20 protein-coding genes are annotated in these 18,740 nt (G+C 70.1%); 15 read left to right on the top strand and 5 right to left on the bottom strand.

The annotated features are described in order from the left end of the window. Positions 1–147: 147 nt before the first annotated feature. The 3 genes from V8688_RS13780 (at position 148) to V8688_RS13770 (ending at position 2,437) form a co-directional block, all read left to right on the top strand. Positions 148–369, top strand: coding sequence for a hypothetical protein (locus V8688_RS13780; protein WP_342800936.1), 222 nt, complete (start codon positions 148–150; stop codon positions 367–369). 170 nt (positions 370–539) lie between these two features. Next, positions 540–1,904: a transcription antitermination factor NusB gene (locus V8688_RS13775; protein WP_218718267.1), complete on the top strand. Its 1,365-nt coding sequence runs from the start codon at positions 540–542 to the stop codon at positions 1,902–1,904. A 158-nt stretch (positions 1,905–2,062) separates the two neighbouring features. Beyond that, positions 2,063–2,437: an MmcQ/YjbR family DNA-binding protein gene (locus tag V8688_RS13770; RefSeq protein WP_218718266.1), complete on the top strand. Its 375-nt coding sequence runs from the start codon at positions 2,063–2,065 to the stop codon at positions 2,435–2,437. 1 nt (position 2,438) lies between these two features. Here V8688_RS13770 and V8688_RS13765 read toward each other — a convergent pair whose 3' ends face one another. After that, a complete protein-coding gene (locus V8688_RS13765) occupies positions 2,439–3,314 on the bottom strand; it encodes an RNA polymerase sigma factor SigF (protein ID WP_218718265.1) in 876 nt (291 codons plus the stop codon). Then, positions 3,314–3,736 carry an ATP-binding protein gene (locus tag V8688_RS13760; protein ID WP_218718264.1) on the bottom strand — a complete coding sequence of 141 codons (423 nt, stop codon included), beginning with the start codon at positions 3,734–3,736 and terminating at the stop codon, positions 3,314–3,316. Before V8688_RS13760 ends, V8688_RS13765 begins: the two co-directional genes overlap by 1 nt. A gap of 98 nt (positions 3,737–3,834) precedes the next feature. On the opposite strand from V8688_RS13760, the gene rpe reads away from it, so the two are divergent. Continuing rightward, positions 3,835–4,488 carry a ribulose-phosphate 3-epimerase gene (gene rpe, locus V8688_RS13755; RefSeq protein WP_218718275.1) on the top strand — a complete coding sequence of 218 codons (654 nt, stop codon included), beginning with the start codon at positions 3,835–3,837 and terminating at the stop codon, positions 4,486–4,488. A gap of 13 nt (positions 4,489–4,501) precedes the next feature. On the opposite strand, the gene V8688_RS13750 is transcribed toward rpe, so the two are convergent. Next, a complete protein-coding gene (locus tag V8688_RS13750) occupies positions 4,502–4,972 on the bottom strand; it encodes a hypothetical protein (RefSeq protein WP_308248466.1) in 471 nt (156 codons plus the stop codon). Between the two features lie 542 nt (positions 4,973–5,514). Between V8688_RS13750 and V8688_RS13745 the strand changes: the two genes are divergently transcribed. From V8688_RS13745 to V8688_RS13725, 5 genes are all read left to right on the top strand, one after another. Further along, positions 5,515–6,138, top strand: a complete 624-nt coding sequence (locus V8688_RS13745) for a riboflavin synthase (protein ID WP_218718262.1) — start codon at positions 5,515–5,517, stop codon at positions 6,136–6,138. Between the two features lie 126 nt (positions 6,139–6,264). Continuing rightward, positions 6,265–7,509: a bifunctional 3,4-dihydroxy-2-butanone-4-phosphate synthase/GTP cyclohydrolase II gene (locus V8688_RS13740; RefSeq protein ID WP_218718261.1), complete on the top strand. Its 1,245-nt coding sequence runs from the start codon at positions 6,265–6,267 to the stop codon at positions 7,507–7,509. Between the two features lie 31 nt (positions 7,510–7,540). Next, positions 7,541–8,017 (top strand): 6,7-dimethyl-8-ribityllumazine synthase, encoded by a 477-nt coding sequence (gene ribH, locus V8688_RS13735; protein ID WP_218718260.1) that lies wholly within the window; start codon positions 7,541–7,543, stop codon positions 8,015–8,017. Between the two features lie 2 nt (positions 8,018–8,019). Then, positions 8,020–8,526, top strand: coding sequence for a PH domain-containing protein (locus V8688_RS13730; protein ID WP_308248467.1), 507 nt, complete (start codon positions 8,020–8,022; stop codon positions 8,524–8,526). A 10-nt stretch (positions 8,527–8,536) separates the two neighbouring features. Continuing rightward, positions 8,537–9,070: a GNAT family N-acetyltransferase gene (locus V8688_RS13725; protein ID WP_218718258.1), complete on the top strand. Its 534-nt coding sequence runs from the start codon at positions 8,537–8,539 to the stop codon at positions 9,068–9,070. On the opposite strand, the gene V8688_RS13720 is transcribed toward V8688_RS13725, so the two are convergent. Continuing rightward, the gene (locus tag V8688_RS13720; protein WP_218718257.1) at positions 9,067–11,013 is read right to left on the bottom strand and encodes a gamma-glutamyltransferase family protein; all 1,947 of its coding nucleotides are present in this window, start codon (positions 11,011–11,013) and stop codon (positions 9,067–9,069) included. The two genes, V8688_RS13725 and V8688_RS13720, sit on opposite strands and share 4 nt — an antisense overlap. 124 nt (positions 11,014–11,137) lie before the next feature. Here V8688_RS13720 and V8688_RS13715 point away from each other — a divergent pair, with 124 nt between their 5' ends. Next, positions 11,138–11,842, top strand: a complete 705-nt coding sequence (locus V8688_RS13715) for an HAD-IA family hydrolase (RefSeq protein ID WP_218718256.1) — start codon at positions 11,138–11,140, stop codon at positions 11,840–11,842. A 57-nt stretch (positions 11,843–11,899) separates the two neighbouring features. On the opposite strand, the gene V8688_RS13710 is transcribed toward V8688_RS13715, so the two are convergent. Further along, positions 11,900–12,313 (bottom strand): hypothetical protein, encoded by a 414-nt coding sequence (locus tag V8688_RS13710; protein WP_218718255.1) that lies wholly within the window; start codon positions 12,311–12,313, stop codon positions 11,900–11,902. A gap of 123 nt (positions 12,314–12,436) precedes the next feature. Here V8688_RS13710 and uvrC point away from each other — a divergent pair, with 123 nt between their 5' ends. From uvrC to gap, 5 genes are all read left to right on the top strand, one after another. Then, positions 12,437–14,425 (top strand): excinuclease ABC subunit UvrC, encoded by a 1,989-nt coding sequence (uvrC, locus tag V8688_RS13705; RefSeq protein WP_218718254.1) that lies wholly within the window; start codon positions 12,437–12,439, stop codon positions 14,423–14,425. Between the two features lie 119 nt (positions 14,426–14,544). Then, the gene (gene rapZ / locus V8688_RS13700) at positions 14,545–15,501 is read left to right on the top strand and encodes an RNase adapter RapZ (RefSeq protein ID WP_255587660.1); all 957 of its coding nucleotides are present in this window, start codon (positions 14,545–14,547) and stop codon (positions 15,499–15,501) included. After that, positions 15,498–16,544 carry a uridine diphosphate-N-acetylglucosamine-binding protein YvcK gene (gene yvcK / locus V8688_RS13695; RefSeq protein WP_218718253.1) on the top strand — a complete coding sequence of 349 codons (1,047 nt, stop codon included), beginning with the start codon at positions 15,498–15,500 and terminating at the stop codon, positions 16,542–16,544. The genes rapZ and yvcK overlap by 4 nt, the downstream gene beginning before the upstream one ends. Beyond that, positions 16,535–17,518, top strand: coding sequence for a DNA-binding protein WhiA (gene whiA / locus V8688_RS13690; RefSeq protein WP_019047780.1), 984 nt, complete (start codon positions 16,535–16,537; stop codon positions 17,516–17,518). The genes yvcK and whiA overlap by 10 nt, the downstream gene beginning before the upstream one ends. Positions 17,519–17,721: 203 nt before the next feature. Continuing rightward, positions 17,722–18,738 (top strand): type I glyceraldehyde-3-phosphate dehydrogenase, encoded by a 1,017-nt coding sequence (gap, locus tag V8688_RS13685; RefSeq protein ID WP_218718252.1) that lies wholly within the window; start codon positions 17,722–17,724, stop codon positions 18,736–18,738. The last annotated feature ends 2 nt before the right edge of the window (positions 18,739–18,740 follow it).

Here is an 18,740-nt window from a genome sequence, read left to right as displayed (position 1 = left end):
ACGGCGGTACGGACGACCGGCGCGAGAGTGCCAGTGGGCGTGGCGCGAGCGACTGGCGTCGGGACGAGCGGGGCCGGGGCTCGAGCGGCAGCGACGAGGGCGCTCGTGGCGCGGGCGACCGGCGGCGTGGCGCGGACGATTCGCGCGGTGGCGGCGAGAGGGGTCGTGCGAGCGATCTCCGGGGTCGCGGTGGCGATCGGAGTCGTGGGGACGACCGGCGCGCGTCTGCGGATGATCGCGGTGGCGACGGCACACGGGCGAGCGGTCGCGCCGACGATCGGCGTGGTCGGGACGACCGATCGGGTGGTCCGCAGGGTCGTGGTGGTGCGACCGGCGGTCGGCCTGCCGGGGATCGCGGTGCGCGCGTGACGGATTCGCGCGGTGGCGCCGGGGATTCTCGTGGGGGCGCGGGGCGCGACGGTGGTGCTCGCACGGGTGGCGATGCCGCGCGTGGTGGCAAACGGCCGGCGAGTGAGCGTGGCGGTAGCCAGGCCGGGCGAGGTACCGAGCGCAGGCGTGAGGATCGGCCGGATCCGAGTGTGCCGAGTCCGCGCAAGCGGCGCGGCGAGCCCGTCGATCCGGCGCGCGAAGTGGCCCTCGATGTGCTGCGCGCGGTACGTGATCGCGATGCCTACGCCAACCTGGTGCTGCCGAAGCTGTTGCGCGAGCGCAAGATCAGCGGACGCGATGCCGCGTTCGCGACCGAACTCACCTACGGTGCGAGCCGGTCGCAGGGGCAGCTCGACGCGGTGATCGCGGCGTGCGCCGGCCGCCCGGTCGCCGAGATCGACGGGCCGATCCTCGACATCCTGCGCCTGGGCGTCTACCAGCTGCTGCGCACCCGCACGAGCGCGCACGCCGCGGTCGACACCTCCGTCGACCTGGCCCGCGCCGAATTCGGCCAGGGCCGTGCCGGTTTCGTCAACGCGGTGCTGCGCCGGGCGGGGGAGAAGACGGTCGAGCAGTGGGTGGCCGAACTGGCGCCCGCCGATCCCGTCGGCGGTCTCGCCTTCGAATACGCCCATCCCACCTGGATCGCCCAGTCCTTCGCCGACGCGCTCGGCGCGCGGGCGGGCGAGCTGGGCGCGCTGCTGGCCGCCGACGACGAGCGCCCGGTCGTGCACCTGGTCGCGCGGCCCGGTGAGATCACCGCCGAGGAACTCGCGCTGGTCACCGGCGGCGAGGAGGGCCGCTGGTCGCCGTACGCGGTGTACCTCGACGGCGGCGACCCCGGTCAGCTGGAACCGGTCCGCGAGGGCATCGCGGCCGTCCAGGACGAGGGCAGTCAGCTGGTCGCCCTCGCGCTGACCAGGGCGCCCCTGGACGGCCCGGATCAGGGCCGCTGGCTCGATCTCTGCGCGGGCCCGGGTGGCAAGGCGGCCCTGCTGGGCGCGCTGGCCGCGATCGACCTGTTCACCGTCGACGCCGTCGAACCGGCCGAGCACCGGGCCGAACTGGTCCGCAAGTCCACCCGTGGGCTGCCGGTCACCGTGCATGTCACCGACGGCCGCGACAGCGGGCTGACCCCAGGCTACGACCGTATCCTCGTCGATGCGCCGTGCACGGGTCTCGGCGCGCTGCGCCGCCGTCCGGAAGCGCGCTGGCGGCGCACCCCGGCCGATGTGCCGGAACTGGTCACCCTGCAGCGCGAACTGCTCGCCGCCGCCTGGGACCTGCTGCGCCCCGGCGGGGTGGTCGTGTACTCGACCTGCTCGCCGCATCTGGCCGAAACCGTCGGCGTCGTCGGCGATTTCGTCCGCCGCTCGGGCGCCGAGCAACTCGACACCCGCGAGTACCTGCCCGGTGTCACCGATCTGGGCGACGGCCCGTCGGCACAGTTGTGGCCGCATCGCCACGGCACCGACGCGATGTTCCTCGCGGCCCTGCGCAAACCGCTCGGCTGACCCGGCGCCGCCGACGCGGCGGTGTCGACATCACGCCAGGTACCCGCTGCGCTGCGTCGCCGCGGGCCGCGCTGCCCTCGTCGGAGTTGGACCCGGCGACGGGCAGACACGCGACATTCGTCCAATCGTCGCGCCCCGCGGCGGCGCAGAATCGGTGCATGGCGATGACATGGGAACAGGTGGTCGCGGTGGCGACGGCGCTACCGGGTGTCGAGGAAGGCACCTGGTGGCGCACTCCGGGACTGAAAGTCGGTGGCAAGGGCTTCGCGCGGTTACGCGTCGAGGCCGAGGGCGGCCTGGCCCTGCTGTGTGAACCGGCCGAGAAGGAAGCGCTGCTGGCCGCCGGCGACCCGGCGTTCTATACGACACCGCACTACGACGGGCATCCGTTCATCCTGATCGATCTCACGGCGGTCGATCCCGACCAGCTCGCCGAACTCGTCGACAGTGCCTGGTGGCTGCGGGCGCCGGCCCGGATGCGGCGCGAACGGCAGGGCGCGGCGGGGACGTCGTTGTCCCGGCGCGACGGGTAGCTCAGTCCCGTTCGGACAATTCGCGCAGGCGGGCAAGGGTTTTCGCGAGGATGCGCGAGACGTGCATCTGGGAGATTCCCAGCTGGGCGGCGATCTGGGTCTGGGTCATCGATTCGAAGAAGCGCATCGTCAGGATGCGGCGCTCGCGTTCGGGCAGCCCGGCCAGCAGCGGACGAACCGCGATGTACTCCTCGACCCGGTCGAACTGCGATTCCTCCTCGCCCAGGGTGTCGAGCAGCGACGCGTCGCTGTCGCGACCGACCGACGCGGCATCGATCGAGGTCGGCTGATACGCGTTGCCCGCGATGACCGCCTGGGTGACCTCGTCGGGGTCGACCTCGAGCTCGGCCGCGATCTCCTTCGCGGTGGGGGAGCGGCCCAGCCGTTGCGACAGCTGGTCGACCGCGGCCCCGATCCGGAGGTGGGTCTCCTTGACCCGGCGCGGGACCCGCATCGCCCAGGTGTTGTCGCGGAAGTAGCGCCGGACCTCACCCATGATCGTGGGCACCGCGAAGGACAGGAAGTTCGAGCCGCGGCTGAGGTCGAACCGGTCCACCGCGTGCACCAGGCCGACGCGCGCCACCTGCGACAGATCGTCGAACGGTTCGCCGCGACCGCTGAACTTCCTGGCGATGTGGTCGGCCAGGGGGATGCAGCGGTTGATCAGCGCGTCACGCGCCACCGCGTGCTCGACGCTGCCGGGCGTGGTCGCCGCCAGCCGCTCGAACAGGACGCTGACGTCGTCGTATCCAGAGACCGGTTCCTCGGTCTCGGTGTCGTCGACGGTGTCCTCGGCGGGGTTCTCCGGTTCGGTGACGGTGTCGGCGCGGGTCTCCTGGTCGGGCTTGTGGTCTTCGGTGGTGTCTTCGCCGTGCACTACGCCTTCCCCCGGACCCGACGGAATCGGACCGTCGTCGGATAGCCGGACACGGCCGCGTCGAAGCCCGCCTGATCGGCGGTCACCTCGTCGCTGAGCGTGCGCAGCACATGCCAGCCGAAGCTGCGCTGGTCGGGCATGCCCTCGGTCGCGGCCACCCCGTCGACGCGCACCAGCAGTTCGGTGTCACCGACGACGAATTCGCAGGTGAGCGCCGAATCGGGCGCGGCGATCGCGATGAGCGTCGAGCAGACCTCGTCCACGGCCAGGCGCACGTCGGCGACCTCGTCGAGGGTGAAATCGCTGAGTAGGACCAGGGTTTCGGCCAGCCCGCGCAGGATCGGCAGCTGGTTCAGTGATGCTGCTACGCGAATCTCCACCGGGGCGCTGAACAGCCCTTGTTCCGCCGAAAAATTGGTCACCCTATGGAGGCTACCCACATCCCGGCAGGGCAATCACCATTTGGTCGCTACACTTGCGCGCTGTGTCCACACCGACGTTCACCCGCCCGGCCGCGCCGATGATCGCCCCGTCCATCCTGTCTGCGGACTTCGCGAATTTGGCCGCCGAGGCCGCCGCTGTCGAAGGATCCGACTGGCTCCACGTCGACGTGATGGACGGCCATTTCGTGCCGAACCTCACACTCGGCCTGCCCGTCGTGCAGAGTCTGCTCAAGGCGACCGACATCCCCTTCGACTGCCACCTGATGATCGACGACCCGGGCCGCTGGGCGCCGGGCTACGCCGAGGCGGGCGCCTACAACGTCACCTTCCACGCGGAGGCGACCGACGACCCGATCGCGGTGGCCCGCGACATCCGCGCCGCGGGCGCCAAGGCCGGGCTCTCGGTCAAGCCGAACACCCCGATCGAGCCGTACCTGGAAATCCTCAAGGAATTCGACACCCTGCTCGTGATGAGCGTGGAACCCGGCTTCGGCGGGCAGTCGTTCATCCCGGGCGTGCTGGAGAAGGCGCGGATCGTGCGCAATCTCGTCGACGCGGGCGAATTGCGGCTCGTCGTGGAAATCGACGGCGGCATCAATACCGACACCATCGAACAGGCCGCCGCGGCCGGCATCGATTGTTTCGTCGCCGGCTCGGCCGTCTACAACACCGCCGATCCCGGCGCCGCCGTGCAGACCCTGCGCAGCATGGCGACGTCGGCTTGGCTGTAGCGCGCGAATCCGGTCAGAGGGAGCGGAGTTTGCGGGTGCCCAGCGCCCGCGCCGCGTCGATCACGGCGTGCAGCGGGGGCCGGTTGTCAGCGGCCTCCGGAGCCTGCACCCAGGTGCGGTAGCCGGTGCGCTCGTCGTCGGGCGAGGGCAGCACGATCTGGCTGCCGTTGCACGCGACCGTGGCGTAGAGCCGGAACAGCTCGGCGGAGGCGGTGGCGGTCAGGGTCTCGGGGCGGCACGGGCCGGTCAGGAACGTCCAGCGCCTGGCCCGTGGGTGGTCGACCACCGGGCCCGCGATCGCGGCGCCGCGCAACCGGGCCTGCACCCGCTCGCCGAGATCACCCGGCATGGTGACCGCGCCGTAATGCGCGCCGATCTGGAGCAGAATGCGACGGGAGTCCGGATCGATCGTCGCGGGCAGGTGGAGTTCCCGCCGATAACGGACGCAACGAATTTCCAGCGTGGAATCGACCAATGTGCTCACGCGGCACCCCCACATCTTTCGAACCTGTTGTGACCCACAGTGTTGTCTGACTTCCTGGAGTGGTGGACTATCCCTGGGTCGAACTCCCCGCGGCCTGGCCGCAGGTCGGATGCGCCACCGACCTGCCCATGATCATCAGTTGAACGGCAAGAATCGGTGACGTAACAATATTGCGTCAATGGCATCCGCGGCGCAAGCATTCGAATCACCGTGTTTCGAGTTCGGAATTCCGGGGTAAAAGCCAGGTTAGAGCCGTCGAGTGAATGGCCGGGACCGGTTCGCCGAAAATTCGATTGAACGATTACCGCCGGAATGATTAACGGTGGGGTTGCGTCATGTCGATGTCTGTTTGCCGACCGTTCGATGCGCCGCCGCTCGTTTTCCCGGACGTGATCATGCTCGAGGTCTGATTCGACCCCGACCCGTCGGGGCTCACGGACCCCGCCACTAGGCTGTGCGCGAGCGGGTACCGCCGGGAATAGCGGCCACGCACCTGCTGTTGGGCCCAACGGGTACGGATGACGCGACAAGGGAGTGCAGGCATGTTCACAGGGATCGTCGAAGAGCTGGGCGAGATCGTCGCCACCGAACAGCTGGCCGACGCCGCCCGGTTGACGATCCGCGGCAAGCTGGTGACTTCCGATGCCGGACACGGTGATTCGATCGCCGTCAACGGTGTCTGTCTGACCGTGGTCGACGTGGTCGACGGCGACAGTTTCACCGTGGACGTCATGGCCGAGACACTGAACCGGTCGAGCATCGGCGCGCTGGTCGCCGGCTCCCGGGTCAACCTCGAGCGGGCCGCGGCGCTCGACAGCCGCCTCGGCGGTCACCTCGTGCAGGGCCACGTCGACGGCACCGGCACCGTCCTCTCGCGGACCCCGTCGGAGAACTGGGAGGTCGTGCGGATCTCGCTGCCCGACGCGATCGCGCGGTATGTGGTGGAGAAGGGCTCGATCACCGTCGACGGCGTCTCCCTCACCGTCTCGGGCCTCGGCATCGCCGACGAGCCCGCCGCGGACGGCAATCGCGACTGGTTCGAGGTGTCGCTGATCCCGACCACGCTGGCGCTGACCGTGCTGGGCACCGCCCCGGTCGGCACCATGGTGAATCTCGAGGTCGATGTGATCGCGAAGTACGTGGAGCGACTCGCCCAGCGCGGATGACCACCAGGCGGCATGCGGTCATCGGAACCACCGATCGCACGTCGTAATGTGGTATCCGATGCGAATCGAGGCCGGCAGGCCGAGAAACACGCGGCCCCGGCCGCCAAGATTACGGAGCAAGCAGACGTGACCAGATTGGACAGCATCGAGCGCGCGGTCGCCGATATCGCGGCCGGTAAGGCTGTCGTCGTCGTGGACGACGAGGATCGTGAGAACGAGGGCGATCTCATCTTCGCGGCCGAGAAGGCCACCCCGGAGCTGGTCGCGTTCATGATCCGCTACACCTCCGGTTACATCTGCGTGCCGCTGACCGGCGACGACTGTGACCGCCTCGGCCTGCCGCCCGCCTACGCGATGAACCAGGACAAGCACGGCACGGCCTACACCGTCTCGGTCGACGCGCGCGAGGGCATCACCACCGGCATCTCCGGCGCGGACCGCGCGGTCACCATGCGGCTGCTGGCCAGCGCCCAGGCCAAGGCCGACGAGTTCACCCGGCCGGGTCACGTGGTGCCGCTGCGCGCCAAGGACGGCGGCGTGCTGCGTCGCCCCGGCCACACCGAGGCCGCGGTCGATCTGGCCCGGATGGCCGGACTGCGCCCGGCGGGCGTGATCTGCGAGATCGTCAGCCAGAAGGACGACGGCCACATGGCCCGCACCGACGAGCTGCGGGTCTTCGCCGACGAACACGACCTGGCGATGATCTCGATCGCCGACATGATCGCCTGGCGGCGTAAGCACGAGAAGCACGTCGTGCGGGTGGCCGAGGCGCGGATCCCGACCGCGCACGGCGATTTCAAGGCGGTCGGTTACCAGAGCATCTTCGACGAGGCCGAGCACGTCGCGCTGGTGCGCGGCGACATCGCCGACGGCGAGGACGTGCTGGTGCGCGTGCACTCCGAGTGCCTGACCGGCGACGTCTTCGGTTCGCTGCGCTGCGACTGCGGTCCGCAGCTGGACGCGGCGCTGGAGATGGTCGACGCCGAGGGCCGCGGTGTCGTGCTCTACATGCGCGGGCACGAGGGCCGCGGCATCGGCCTGATGCACAAGCTGCAGGCCTATCAGCTGCAGGACACCGGCCGCGACACCGTCGACGCCAACCTCGATCTGGGCCTGCCCGCCGACGCGCGCGACTACGGCACCGGGGCGCAGATCCTGGTCGACCTCGGCATCCGGTCGATGCGTCTGCTCACCAACAACCCGGCCAAGCGTGTCGGGCTCGACGGGTACGGCCTGCGGATCACCGAGCGGGTGCCGATGCCGCTGCGCGCCAACGCCGAGAACTTGCACTACCTGCGCACCAAACGGGATCGGATGGGCCACGACCTGATCGGCCTGGACGACCTGGATCTGGGCGAAACCGCGCAGTGATCACCACGCACACTCCCGAAAGGCGACAACGATGAGCGGCACGGGTGTCCCGTCCTTCGCGCTGGCCCAGGCCAAAGACCTCAAGCTCGGCATCGTCGCCTCGCGCTGGCACACCGAGATCTGCGACACCCTCGTCGCCAACGCGCAGCGGGTCGCGAAGGAAGCCGGCGTCGAGCAGGTGACCGTGGTGCGCTGCGCCGGTGCGATGGAACTGCCGGTGGTCGCCCAGGAACTGGCCCGCACGCACGACGCCGTCGTCGCGCTGGGCGTGGTGATCCGTGGTGGCACACCGCATTTCGAGTACGTGTGTGACGCGGTGACCGCGGGCCTGACCCGGGTGTCGCTGGACGCGGCCACTCCCGTCACCAACGGTGTGCTGACCACCAACGACGAGGAGCAGGCGCGCGACCGCGCCGGGCTGCCCGGTTCGGCGGAGGACAAGGGTGAGCAGGCCTGTGCCGCCGCCCTCGACGCCGCGCTCACCCTGCGCGCGCTGCGATCGGCGTGACCGTGCCGGTGGTGCGGACCTGGCGGCGCGGCTCGGGTGCCCCCGAACCGGAGTCGGCCTGGGAGTTCGAGGTCCGTCCGCGCCGGGCGATCCGGACCTCGGTGGTCGTCGCGATCGTCATCCTGGTCTTCTTCACCTTCGGCGGTCTGCTGCTGCGCACCGGCTCGACCGGTGTGAACTTTCGCTTCGCCGACCAGATCGCGATGATCCTGATCGGCGTGCTGGGCGCGGCCGCGGTCCTGCTGCTCACCCGTCCCCGGGTGCGCGCGGGCGCCGCGGGCGTCTCGGTCCGCAACATCCTCGGTGACCACGAGTACCCCTGGTCCTACATCCGTGGCGCGTCCTTCCCCGACCGCAAGTCCTGGGCCCGCCTCGAACTGGCCGACGACGACTACGTCCCCATGCTCGCGATCCGCTCCAACGACAAGTCCCACGCCGCCGACGCCATCGAACGCCTCCGCGAACTCGGCGCCAAGTACGCCGCACCCGGCACCGACCCGGCTCGGTAGTCTCGCGGGCATGACGCCCGCGCAGGTCCTGGCCGCCGCCTTCGCCGACGATCCACTGATGAGCTACGTCTGGCCGGACCCGGCACGCCGCCGAAAAGCGTTGCCGCTGCTGTGGGAATCGCGTCTGGCCTCCCGTCGCCGGCACGGCGCGGTCGACCTCGCCTACGCCGACGACGGCTCCGTCGCCGCCGTCGCGATGTGGGAGCCGCCCGGGGTGGAGTCGACCCTCGCCAAGCGGATCACGCTGCTGCGTGCCCTCGGCCGGAGCCTGCCCAAGGCGCTGCCCGCGCTGCGCAGTATCGACGGCACCCGGCCGCACGAGCCGCACCTGTATCTCGCGACCATCGGCACCCGCCCGGATCGGCAGGGTCGTGGGCACGCGGCCGAGCTGATCCGGCGGCGCATGGACAGCGCCGCCGGGCCTGCGTTCCTGGTGGCGACCCGGGCGTCGAACGTGCCGTTCTACGAGCGGTTCGGCTTCCGGGTGACCGACCCGGTGCGGGTGGCCGAGGTCGAGCTGTATCCGATGGGGGCGCGGCCTTAGCGGGTGTCGCCGAGGACGGCGCCTTCGCGGCGGGGGTCGGCGCCGCCGATCCAGCCGTCCTTGCCGTCCCGTTGCAGGGCGCTCAGGCCGCTCGATTGCGGTGCTACCGAGACCTGGTGGCCCATCGCGCGCAGGCGCTGGACGAGGGGGTCGTGGTCGCCGTTGTCGGTGGCGTCGATGGCGGGGTGTTCGCCGCCGATGCCGGTGACCGGGGTGTTGCCCGCGCCGAAGGAGACGCCCGAGACCGCCTGCTGGGGGTCCAGGCCCCAGTCCAGGGTGTTGATCAGGGTCTTCACCACGAACTGGATGATCACCGAGCCGCCGGGGGACCCGGTGACCAAGGTGAGGTCGCCGCGGTTGCCCGCGTCGTCGCGGTCGAAGACCAGGGTGGGCGCCATCGAACTGCGCGGGCGCTTGCCGGGCTGCAGGCGGTTGGCCACCGGGGTGCCGTCCGGGTCGAGCGGGTCGGCGGCGAAATCGGTGAGCTGGTTGTTGAGCACGAAACCGTCGACGAAGTGGAACGAACCGAACGCCGACTCGACCGTGGTGGTCATGGCGGCGGCGTTACCGTACTTGTCGACGACGGAGATGTGGCTGGTGCCGTGCTCGGGCGGCTGCGGGCCGTTGCCCAGCGGGACCGGCCCGAGGTCGCCCGGCTTCGCGGTGCCCATACTGCGCTGCGGGTCGATCAAGGTGGACCGCTGTTTGAGGTACTGCGGATGCACCAGCGAGAGCACCGAATTGCCCGGCAGTGGAACGAAATCCGGGTCGGCGACGTACTTGTTGCGGTCGGCGTAGGCGAGCCGCTCGGCCTCGGAGATCAGGTGCACGGCCTGCGCGTCGGGCCGACCGCCGTCGGCGTCGAGGTCCTGGGGGCGCAACGACGGGATGTCGAAGTTGGCCAGGATGCCCAGCGTGGCGGCGACGGTGCTGCCGCCGGAGGACGGCGCGGGCATGCCGCACAGCTCGAACTTGCGGTAGCCGGTGCACAGCGCGGTGCGCTTCTTGGCCTGGTACCCGGCCAGATCGCCGGCGGTCAGCAGGCTGGGCGTACGCCCGCCCGCGGTGCTGCCCGCCGCCTCGACGATGTCCTGGGCGATGGCGCCGCTGTAGAACGCCTGCGCGCCGTCGCCCGCGATCGCGGACAGCGTCTTGGCCAGGGCCGGGTTGGTCAGGACGGTGCCGGACTTCTTCGGCGAGCCGTCCGCCTCGAGGAAGTACCCGCGGGCGTCCTCGTCGGCGGCCAGGTCCTTGGCCGACTCGGCGATCTGGCCCGCCAGCCGGGGACTGATCTCGAAACCGCTGTCGGCCAGGCTGATCGCCGGGTCGAACAGTTCCTTCCACGCGGTCAGCCCGTGGTCGCGATGGGCGAGTTCGAGCATCCGCAGCACCCCGGGCACTCCGATCGAGCGTCCGCTGGCCCGGGTGTTCGGGGCCGGTTCGGTGCGGTCGGTGTCGCTGACCCAGCGCAGGTAGTTCTCGGTGGCCGCGGCGGGCGCGGTCTCGCGGCCGTCGTAGGCCTCGACGGTGCGTGACTTCGCGTCGTAGTGCACCAGGAACGCGCCACCGCCGATGCCGGAGGCCTGCGGCTCGACCAGCCCGAGCACCGCCTGTGCGGTGACCAGCGCGTCGGCAGCGGTGCCGCCGTCCCGCAGTACCCGGCACGCGGCCTCGGTGGCCAGCGGGTTCGCGGTGGAGACCGCGTAGGTGCGGGTGCGCACCGCGGTCATGCCCGAGCGGTAGCCCGACGCGATCTCCGGGTTCGTGCTGAGGTTCTGCGTGGTCGGGGCGTTCGTCGCCGGAGCGGCCGAGACGGGCGTACCGTTCGGCGTACTCGTGCACTCGGCTGCCGCGGAGTCCTCGGACGAGCAGCCCGTCAGCAGACCCACCGTGAGAAGTCCGGCCGCCGCGGCCCCGATCCACGTCCGTCGCCTTGGCGTCATCCTGGCAGCGTAACCCCGCGCGGCCCGGCCCGGCCGATTATTTCCCGGTGACGGGCACGCGAATGTTCGGTTGACGAAGCAGTTTCCGCCCGGCGACCGGTCGCGGGCTCGCTACCCTGGCGACATGGACATCGACGCGGTGCTGTTCGACTTCTCCGGCACGGTCTTCCGCCTGGAGGACGATCGGACCTGGGCCGACGAGCTGATCGGCGACGACGGCACCCCGTTCGACGTCGCCGCGAAAGCCGAAGTGCTGCGCCGGATGACGGCCCCCGTCGAGCAGTTCATGACCTTCGACGCGGCGGGTCAGCATGCCTGGGACCACCGCGATCTCGACCCGGCCCTGCACCGGCACGCCTACCTCGAGGTGCTGCGCGGCTCCGGTGTCCCCGACACCCAGGCCACGCGCCTGTACGACCGCCTCATCGACCCGCTGGCGTGGACCCCGTACCCCGACACCGGCCTCGTGCTGGAAGCCCTGTCCGCCCAGGGCATTCCGATCGGCATCGTCAGCAATATCGCCTTCGACATCCGCCCCGCCTTCGCGAAACACGGCTGGGACGCACTGGTCGGCGCGATGACGCTGTCCTACGAGGTCGGCGCGATCAAGCCGAACGCCGCGATCTTCCGCGACGCCACCGACCGGCTCGGCGTCGACCCGGAACGGGTGCTGATGATCGGCGACAGCGCCGAGGCCGACGGCGGCGCCGCCGCGCTGGGCGCGCGGTTCGCCCTCGTCGAGCCACTGCCGACCGCTGACCGTCCGCGCGCCCTGATCGCGGCGCTCAGCGCCCACGGCATCGGTCTCGACGGCGCCGCGACCACCTGATCGGGGCGGGGCCGGCGAACCACCGCGGTACGACGGTCACCGGGAGCGCGCGTCCGCTCAGCGCTCGCGGGTGAACCAGGCCGAGGCCGTGGGACGCAGCAGCAGGGCGACGATCGCGCCGTTGGCGACGATGCCGACCGCACCCGGTGGGAGCCCGGTGAGGATCCCGGTGCACGAGACCAGCCCGGCCAGCCCGGCGACGCCGATCGCGGCCTTTCTGACGAGGTCGCCGCCGCGTCCGAACAGCACCGCCAACGGGACCAGCGCGAACGTCGGCAGGTAGCCCGCGATCAGGACGCCGAGTGAACCGTGGGTGCCGAGCGCGACAGTGACCGCGATCAGCACGATGCCGACCAGCGTCGCGACGCAGGCGATCAACCGGGCACCGCGCACGCTGCCCGGCATCACCCCGGCCGGGGTCGCCTCGTCGTCGAACAGGTCGTCGGCGGGGAGGGTGGGCGCGTTGGTCATCGAAGGTCCTTTCCGGCACGGAGTCCGGGCCTCCACGCTACACAGCGCGTGCGCCCGGCAGGCCCACCGCCGGTGCGCGGTCGGCGGTGCCGGTCTGTCGGACGCGCTCGCTAGGCTGGATGGGTGGCAGATCCCGCGACGTACCGGCCGGCGCCGGGCACCATTCCCGTCGAACCCGGTGTCTACAAGTTCCGGGACGTGCACGGGCGCGTCGTCTACGTCGGCAAGGCCAAGAGCCTGCGGAGCCGGTTGAACTCCTACTTCGCCGACGTGTACTCGCTGCACCCGCGGACCAGGCAGATGGTGACCACGGCCGCGAGCGTCGAGTGGACCGTGGTGTCCACCGAGGTGGAGGCCCTGCAGCTCGAGTACAACTGGATCAAGGAATTCGATCCGCGGTTCAACGTCCGCTACCGCGACGACAAGACCTATCCGGTGCTCGCGGTGACGCTCGACGAGGAGTATCCGCGGCTGTTCGTCTACCGCGGCGCGCGCAAGAAGGGCGTGCGCTACTTCGGTCCCTACGCCCACGCCTGGGCGATCCGCGAGACCCTCGACCTGCTGCTGCGCGTGTTCCCCGCGCGCACCTGTTCCAACGGAGTCTTCAAGCGGCACAACCAGATCGGGCGACCCTGCCTGCTCGGCTACATCGACAAGTGCTCGGCGCCGTGCGTCGGTCGGGTCACCGCCGGCGAGCACCGCCAGATCGTCGACGACTTCTGTGACTTCCTCTCCGGCAAGACCGACAAGATGGTGCGCGCGCTGGAACGGCGTATGCACGAGGCCGCCGACGACCTGGACTTCGAGACCGCGGCCCGGCTGCGCGACGACGTGCAGGCGCTGCGGCGCGCGCTGGAGAAGCAGGCCGTGGTCCTCGGCAGCGGCACCGACGCCGACGTGATCGCCTTCGCCACCGACGAACTCGAAGCCGCCGTCCAGATCTTCCACGTCCGCGACGGGCGGGTGCGCGGCCAGCGCGGCTGGGTGGTCGACAAGTCCGGTGACGCGCTCGATGTCGCCGAGTCCGGCACCGAACTCGCGGCGCTGGTCGAGCAGTTCCTCACCCAGTTCTACGGCGAGCAGGCCGCGCTGGCCGACCAGAACGCCGACGGCGACGTGGTGGTGGTGCCGCGCGAGGTGCTGGTCCCCGAACTGCCCGCCGACGCCGAGGAGATCCAGGACTGGCTGAGCAGGCTGCGCGGCTCGGCCGTCTCGCTGCGCGTGCCGCAGCGCGGTGACAAGAAGGCGCTGGCCGAGACCGTGCAGCGCAACGCGGGCGAGGCGCTGGCCCAGCACAAACTCAAGCGCGCGGGCGATCTGACCTCCAGATCCCAAGCGCTGCAAGATATCCAGGATTTCCTCGATCTCGACAGCGCGCCCCTGCGGATCGAGTGCGTCGACATCAGTCACGTGCAGGGCACCGATGTCGTCGCCTCGCTGGTGGTCTTCGAGGACGGGCTGGCCCGCAAGTCCGACTACCGGCACTACGCGATCAAGGAGGCGGCGGGCGACGGCCGCTCCGATGACGTCGGCAGCATCGCCGAGGTGACCCGGCGCCGCTTCGCCCGGCTCGCCAAGGACCGGCAGCAGGCCGTCGACGTCGAGGTCGACGACGCCGACGAGCCGACCTCGCGCCCCGGGGTCGATCCGACCACCGGTAAGCCGCGCCGCTTCGCCTATCCGCCGAACCTCTACGTCGTCGACGGTGGCGCGCCGCAGGTCGCCGCGGCCGCCGAGGTGCTCGACGAACTCGGCATCACCGATGTCGCGGTGATCGGCCTGGCCAAGCGCCTCGAAGAGGTGTGGGTGCCGGGCGAACCCGACCCGGTGATCATGCCGCGCAACAGCGAGGCGCTCTACCTGCTGCAACGCGTGCGCGACGAGGCGCACCGCTTCGCGATCACCTTCCACCGCAGCAAGCGCTCGCGCCGGATGACGGCCTCGGCGCTGGACTCGGTGAAGGGACTCGGTGAGGCGAGGCGGACCGCGCTGGTCACCCACTTCGGTTCGGTCGCCCGGATCAAGGACGCGACTGTCGACGAGATCACATCGGTGCCCGGCATCGGGGTCTCCACGGCGAAAGCAGTGCTGGAAGCGCTGAACAGCCCGTAGCCGAGGAGGGGCGGATCGCAGGACGCAACATTGCGAGTGCCGTACGTTGTGTGTCTGCGCCCGATACCCGAACCGGTGCGGGATGATCGAAAGGCACCCAGAAACGGATCCGGTAGGACATGACACGCGTCGAATCGAACAATAATGCGGGGGCGGTACCCGGACAGGCCGGGGCGGTCTCCGATACACAGCAACCAGTAGAAGTGGTCATCGTGACCGGCTTGTCCGGCGCGGGCCGCGGCACCGCCGCGCGCGTATTGGAGGATCTCGGCTGGTACGTCACCGACAACCTGCCGCCCGAACTGATCGGGCGGATGATCGAGCTGGGCGCCGCCGCCGAACCACCGATCCGGCGTCTGGCGCTGGTCATGGACGTGCGCAGCCGTTTCTTCACCGGTGACCTCTCCGGTGTCACCGAGCAACTGCGCTCGGCGGGCATCCGGACACGAGTGCTGTTCCTCGAGGCCTCCGACGACGTGCTGATCCGGCGATTCGGTTTCGCCCGGCGCAGGCATCCACTACAGAGCGACAGCCCCGACGGCACCCTTTCGGCCGGTCTGACCGCCGAGCGGGTCCGGCTCGCGGCGGTCAAGGCGGCGGCCGATGTCGTCATCGACACCACCGAGCTGTCGATCCACCAGCTGCACCGCAAGCTGGAGGAGGTCTACGGCGCGGGCGCGCCCGCCGCGCTGCAACTGACCGTGCAGTCGTTCGGGTTCAAGTACGGTGTTCCACTCGACGCCGACATGGTGTTGGATGTTCGATTCCTGCCCAACCCGCATTGGATTCCCGAACTGCGGGAACACACGGGTCAGGAATCGGTGGTCAGCGACTACGTGTTGTCGAGGCCGGGTGCGCAGGACTACCTGCAGACCTGCCACCATCTCGTCGACCTGACCACGACCGGATACCGCCAAGAGGGGAAGCGATACATGACGGTGGCAGTGGGGTGCACCGGCGGCAAGCATCGCAGCGTCGCGATCGCCGAGGCACTCGGTGAGCGCATCGGCGCCGATACCGGGCACGCGGCCGTGGACGTCGTCCGCGTCGTGCACCGGGATCTGGGGCGCGAATGAGCGGATGGGAAGCCGACCCAGCCGTCGTCGCGCTGGGCGGCGGACACGGGCTCTACGCGACCCTGACGGCGGTCCGCAGGCTGACCAGGCGGATCACCGCGGTCGTCACGGTGGCCGACGACGGCGGGTCTTCGGGCAGGCTGCGCGGCGAACTGGGCATGCTGCCGCCGGGCGACCTGCGGATGGCGCTGGCCGCGCTGTCCGAGGACGCCGACGGCGTGTGGACGACGACGGTGCAGCACCGCTTCGGCGGCACCGGCGCGCTGGCAGGCCATTCGGTGGGCAATCTGATCCTGGCCGGCCTCACCGATGTCCTCGGTGATCCGGTGGCCGCACTCGACGAGGTGGGCAGACTGCTGCGGATCACCGGCCGGGTGCTGCCGATGTCGCCGGTTCCGCTCGACATCGAGGCCGAAGTCTCGGGCCTGGAATCGGATCCGCGGATCGGGCGCAGTGTGCGGGGCCAGGTTGCGGTGGCGACCACGCCGGGTAAGGTCCGGCGGGTGCGGCTGATTCCGTCCGATCCGCCTGCCAGCCCCGAGGCCACCTCGGCCATCGAGCACGCGGATGTCGTTGTGCTGGGCCCGGGTTCATGGTTCACCAGCGTCATCCCGCATGTGCTGGTGCCGCAACTGCACGACGCGCTGGTACACACCAGGGCACGCAAGGTGCTCGTGTTGAACCTGGCCGCCGAGCCGGGCGAGACGGCCGGCTTTTCCGCCGAACGTCACCTGCATGTATTGTCCCAGCACGCACCGGATTTCGCGGTCGACGAGGTGCTCGTCGACTCGGCGTCGGTGCCCGAGGGGCGGCAACGGGAACATGTGGCAAGAGCCGCCGAACAGTTGCGCGCACGGGTAACGTTCTGCGATGTCGCCGAGCCGGGAACGGATCGGCATCATCCCGGAAAACTTGCCGCCGCACTGGATCAGCTGATCCGGGCGCCGCGGCCGCAACTGGCAGGGCTTCGAGTCGAGGGACGGCACACGGGATCGGATGTGCGTTCCGGGTCGGTGGGAAAGGAGCGCGTCTCGTGGCGATGACAGCCGAGGTGAAGGACGAGCTGAGCAGGCTCGTGGTGTCGCAGGTCAGCTCGCGCAAGGCGGAATTGTCGGCCCTGCTGCGATTTGCGGGCGGTCTGCACATCGTCGGGGGCCGGGTGATCGTCGAGGCCGAGGTGGACATGGGTTCCATCGCGCGGCGACTGCGCCGGGAGATCTTCGAGCTCTACGGGTACGGCTCCGACGTGCACGTGCTCGGCGCGGGAGGGTTGCGCAAGACCTCCCGCTACGTGGTGCGGGTGTCGAAGGAGGGTGAGGCGCTGGCCCGCCAGACCGGTTTGCTCGACGTGCGCGGACGCCCGGTTCGCGGCCTGCCCGCCCAGGTGGTGGGCGGCAGTATCGGCGACGCCGAAGCGGCCTGGCGCGGAGCGTTTCTCGCGCACGGCTCGCTGACCGAGCCGGGCCGGTCCTCGGCGCTCGAGGTGAGCTGCCCCGGCCCGGAGGCCGCGCTGGCCCTGGTCGGTGCGGCTCGTCGGCTCGGCATCACCGCCAAGGCTCGTGAGGTGCGCGGCACCGACCGAGTCGTGGTGCGCGACGGCGAGGCGATCGGCGCCCTGCTCACCCGGATGGGCGCGCAGGACACCAGGCTCACCTGGGAAGAGCGCCGGATGCGCCGCGAGGTCAGGGCGACCGCGAACCGGCTCGCCAACTTCGACGACGCCAACCTGCGCCGCTCGGCGCGGGCGGCCGTCGCCGCGGCCGCGCGGGTGGAGCGGGCGCTGGAGATCCTCGCCGACGACGTGCCCGACCATCTGGCCGCCGCGGGCAGGCTGCGGGTCCAGCACCGGCAGGCCTCGCTCGAGGAGCTGGGGCAGCTGGCCGAGCCGCCGATGACGAAAGACGCGGTGGCGGGCCGGATCCGGCGCCTGCTGTCGATGGCCGATCGGCGGGCCAAGGACCTGGGTATTCCCGACACCGAGTCGGCGGTGACGGCGGAGCTGCTCGACGACGCGTAACCCGGGCATTCGCTGTGCGCTGTGGCGAATCCGACGTTTAGGGCAGAGCGGTCATACATGACCGCTCTGCCCTCTATTCTGTGGTTCCCGCAGGCAGGGGGCCGGGAACCTCACAAATCGCAGGTGGCTGTCGTGAAGCCGGTGTCGGCTACTACTGTGGTTCCCGTCGGAATGAATCCGCTTGAAAGCTGAGGAGCGATAACGTGACTGTCCGGGTAGGTATCAACGGCTTCGGTCGTATCGGACGTAACTTCTTCCGTGCGGTGGAGGCGCTGAAGGCTGTCGGCAAGACCGATATCGAGATCGTCGCGGTCAACGACCTCACCGACATCAACACCCTCGCCACGCTGCTGAAGTACGACTCCATCCTGGGGCGGCTGCCGCAGGACGTCTCCGTCGACGGTGACGTGATCGTCGTGGGCGAGCAGCGCATCAAGGCGCTGGCCATCAAGGAGGGCCCGTCGGCGCTGCCGTGGGGTGACCTGGGTGTCGACATCGTCGTGGAGTCGACCGGCATCTTCACCGACGCCGCCAAGGCCAAGGGCCACCTGTCCGCGGGCGCCAAGAAGGTCATCATCTCCGCGCCGGCCTCCGGCGAGGACATCACCATCGTGATGGGCGTCAACGACGACAAGTACGACGGCAGCCAGAACATCATCTCCAACGCCTCGTGCACCACCAACTGCCTCGGCCCCATCGCCAAGGTCCTCAACGACGAGTTCGGCATCGTGCAGGGCCTGATGACCACCATCCACGCGTACACCCAGGACCAGAACCTGCAGGACGCGCCGCACAAGGACCTGCGTCGCGCCCGCGCCGCGGCCCTGAACATCGTGCCCACCGGCACCGGCGCGGCCAAGGCCATCGGCCTGGTGCTTCCCGAGCTGCAGGGCAAGCTCGACGGCTACGCGCTGCGCGTTCCGGTCCCGACGGGCTCGGTCACCGACCTGACCGCGACCCTGGCGAAGCCGGCCACCATCGACGAGATCAACGCCGCGATGAAGGCTGCCGCCGAGGGCCCGCTGCAGGGCATCCTGAAGTACAACGTGGACCCGATCGTGTCCAGCGACATCGTCACCGACCCGCACTCCTCGATCTACGACGCCCCGCTGACCAAGGTCATCGGCAACGAGGTCAAGGTCGTGTCCTGGTACGACAACGAGTGGGGCTACTCCAACCGCCTCGCCGACCTCATCGGTCTCGTCGGCAAGTCGCTCTGACC

This window comes from Nocardia sp. No.11, from assembly GCF_038752175.1.
In the GTDB taxonomy this organism is placed as follows: domain Bacteria; phylum Actinomycetota; class Actinomycetes; order Mycobacteriales; family Mycobacteriaceae; genus Nocardia; species Nocardia canadensis.
The sequence above is the reverse complement of the archived record's forward strand: the minus strand, read 5'-3'. Positions and strand labels throughout refer to the sequence as shown.

Excerpts from the sequence above, each read along its gene's own strand:
- rpe (WP_218718275.1), top strand. The coding sequence starts at position 3,835 with ATGATCGCCCCGTCCATCCTGTCTGCGGACTTCGCGAATTTGGCCGCC.
- rapZ (WP_255587660.1), top strand. The coding sequence starts at position 14,545 with ATGACACGCGTCGAATCGAACAATAATGCGGGGGCGGTACCCGGACAG.
- ribH (WP_218718260.1), top strand. The coding sequence starts at position 7,541 with ATGAGCGGCACGGGTGTCCCGTCCTTCGCGCTGGCCCAGGCCAAAGAC.
- V8688_RS13720 (WP_218718257.1), bottom strand. The coding sequence starts at position 11,013 with ATGACGCCAAGGCGACGGACGTGGATCGGGGCCGCGGCGGCCGGACTT.
- V8688_RS13745 (WP_218718262.1), top strand. The coding sequence starts at position 5,515 with ATGTTCACAGGGATCGTCGAAGAGCTGGGCGAGATCGTCGCCACCGAA.
- V8688_RS13715 (WP_218718256.1), top strand. The coding sequence starts at position 11,138 with ATGGACATCGACGCGGTGCTGTTCGACTTCTCCGGCACGGTCTTCCGC.
- V8688_RS13725 (WP_218718258.1), top strand. The coding sequence starts at position 8,537 with ATGACGCCCGCGCAGGTCCTGGCCGCCGCCTTCGCCGACGATCCACTG.
- yvcK (WP_218718253.1), top strand. The coding sequence starts at position 15,498 with ATGAGCGGATGGGAAGCCGACCCAGCCGTCGTCGCGCTGGGCGGCGGA.
- V8688_RS13710 (WP_218718255.1), bottom strand. The coding sequence starts at position 12,313 with ATGACCAACGCGCCCACCCTCCCCGCCGACGACCTGTTCGACGACGAG.
- V8688_RS13770 (WP_218718266.1), top strand. The coding sequence starts at position 2,063 with ATGGCGATGACATGGGAACAGGTGGTCGCGGTGGCGACGGCGCTACCG.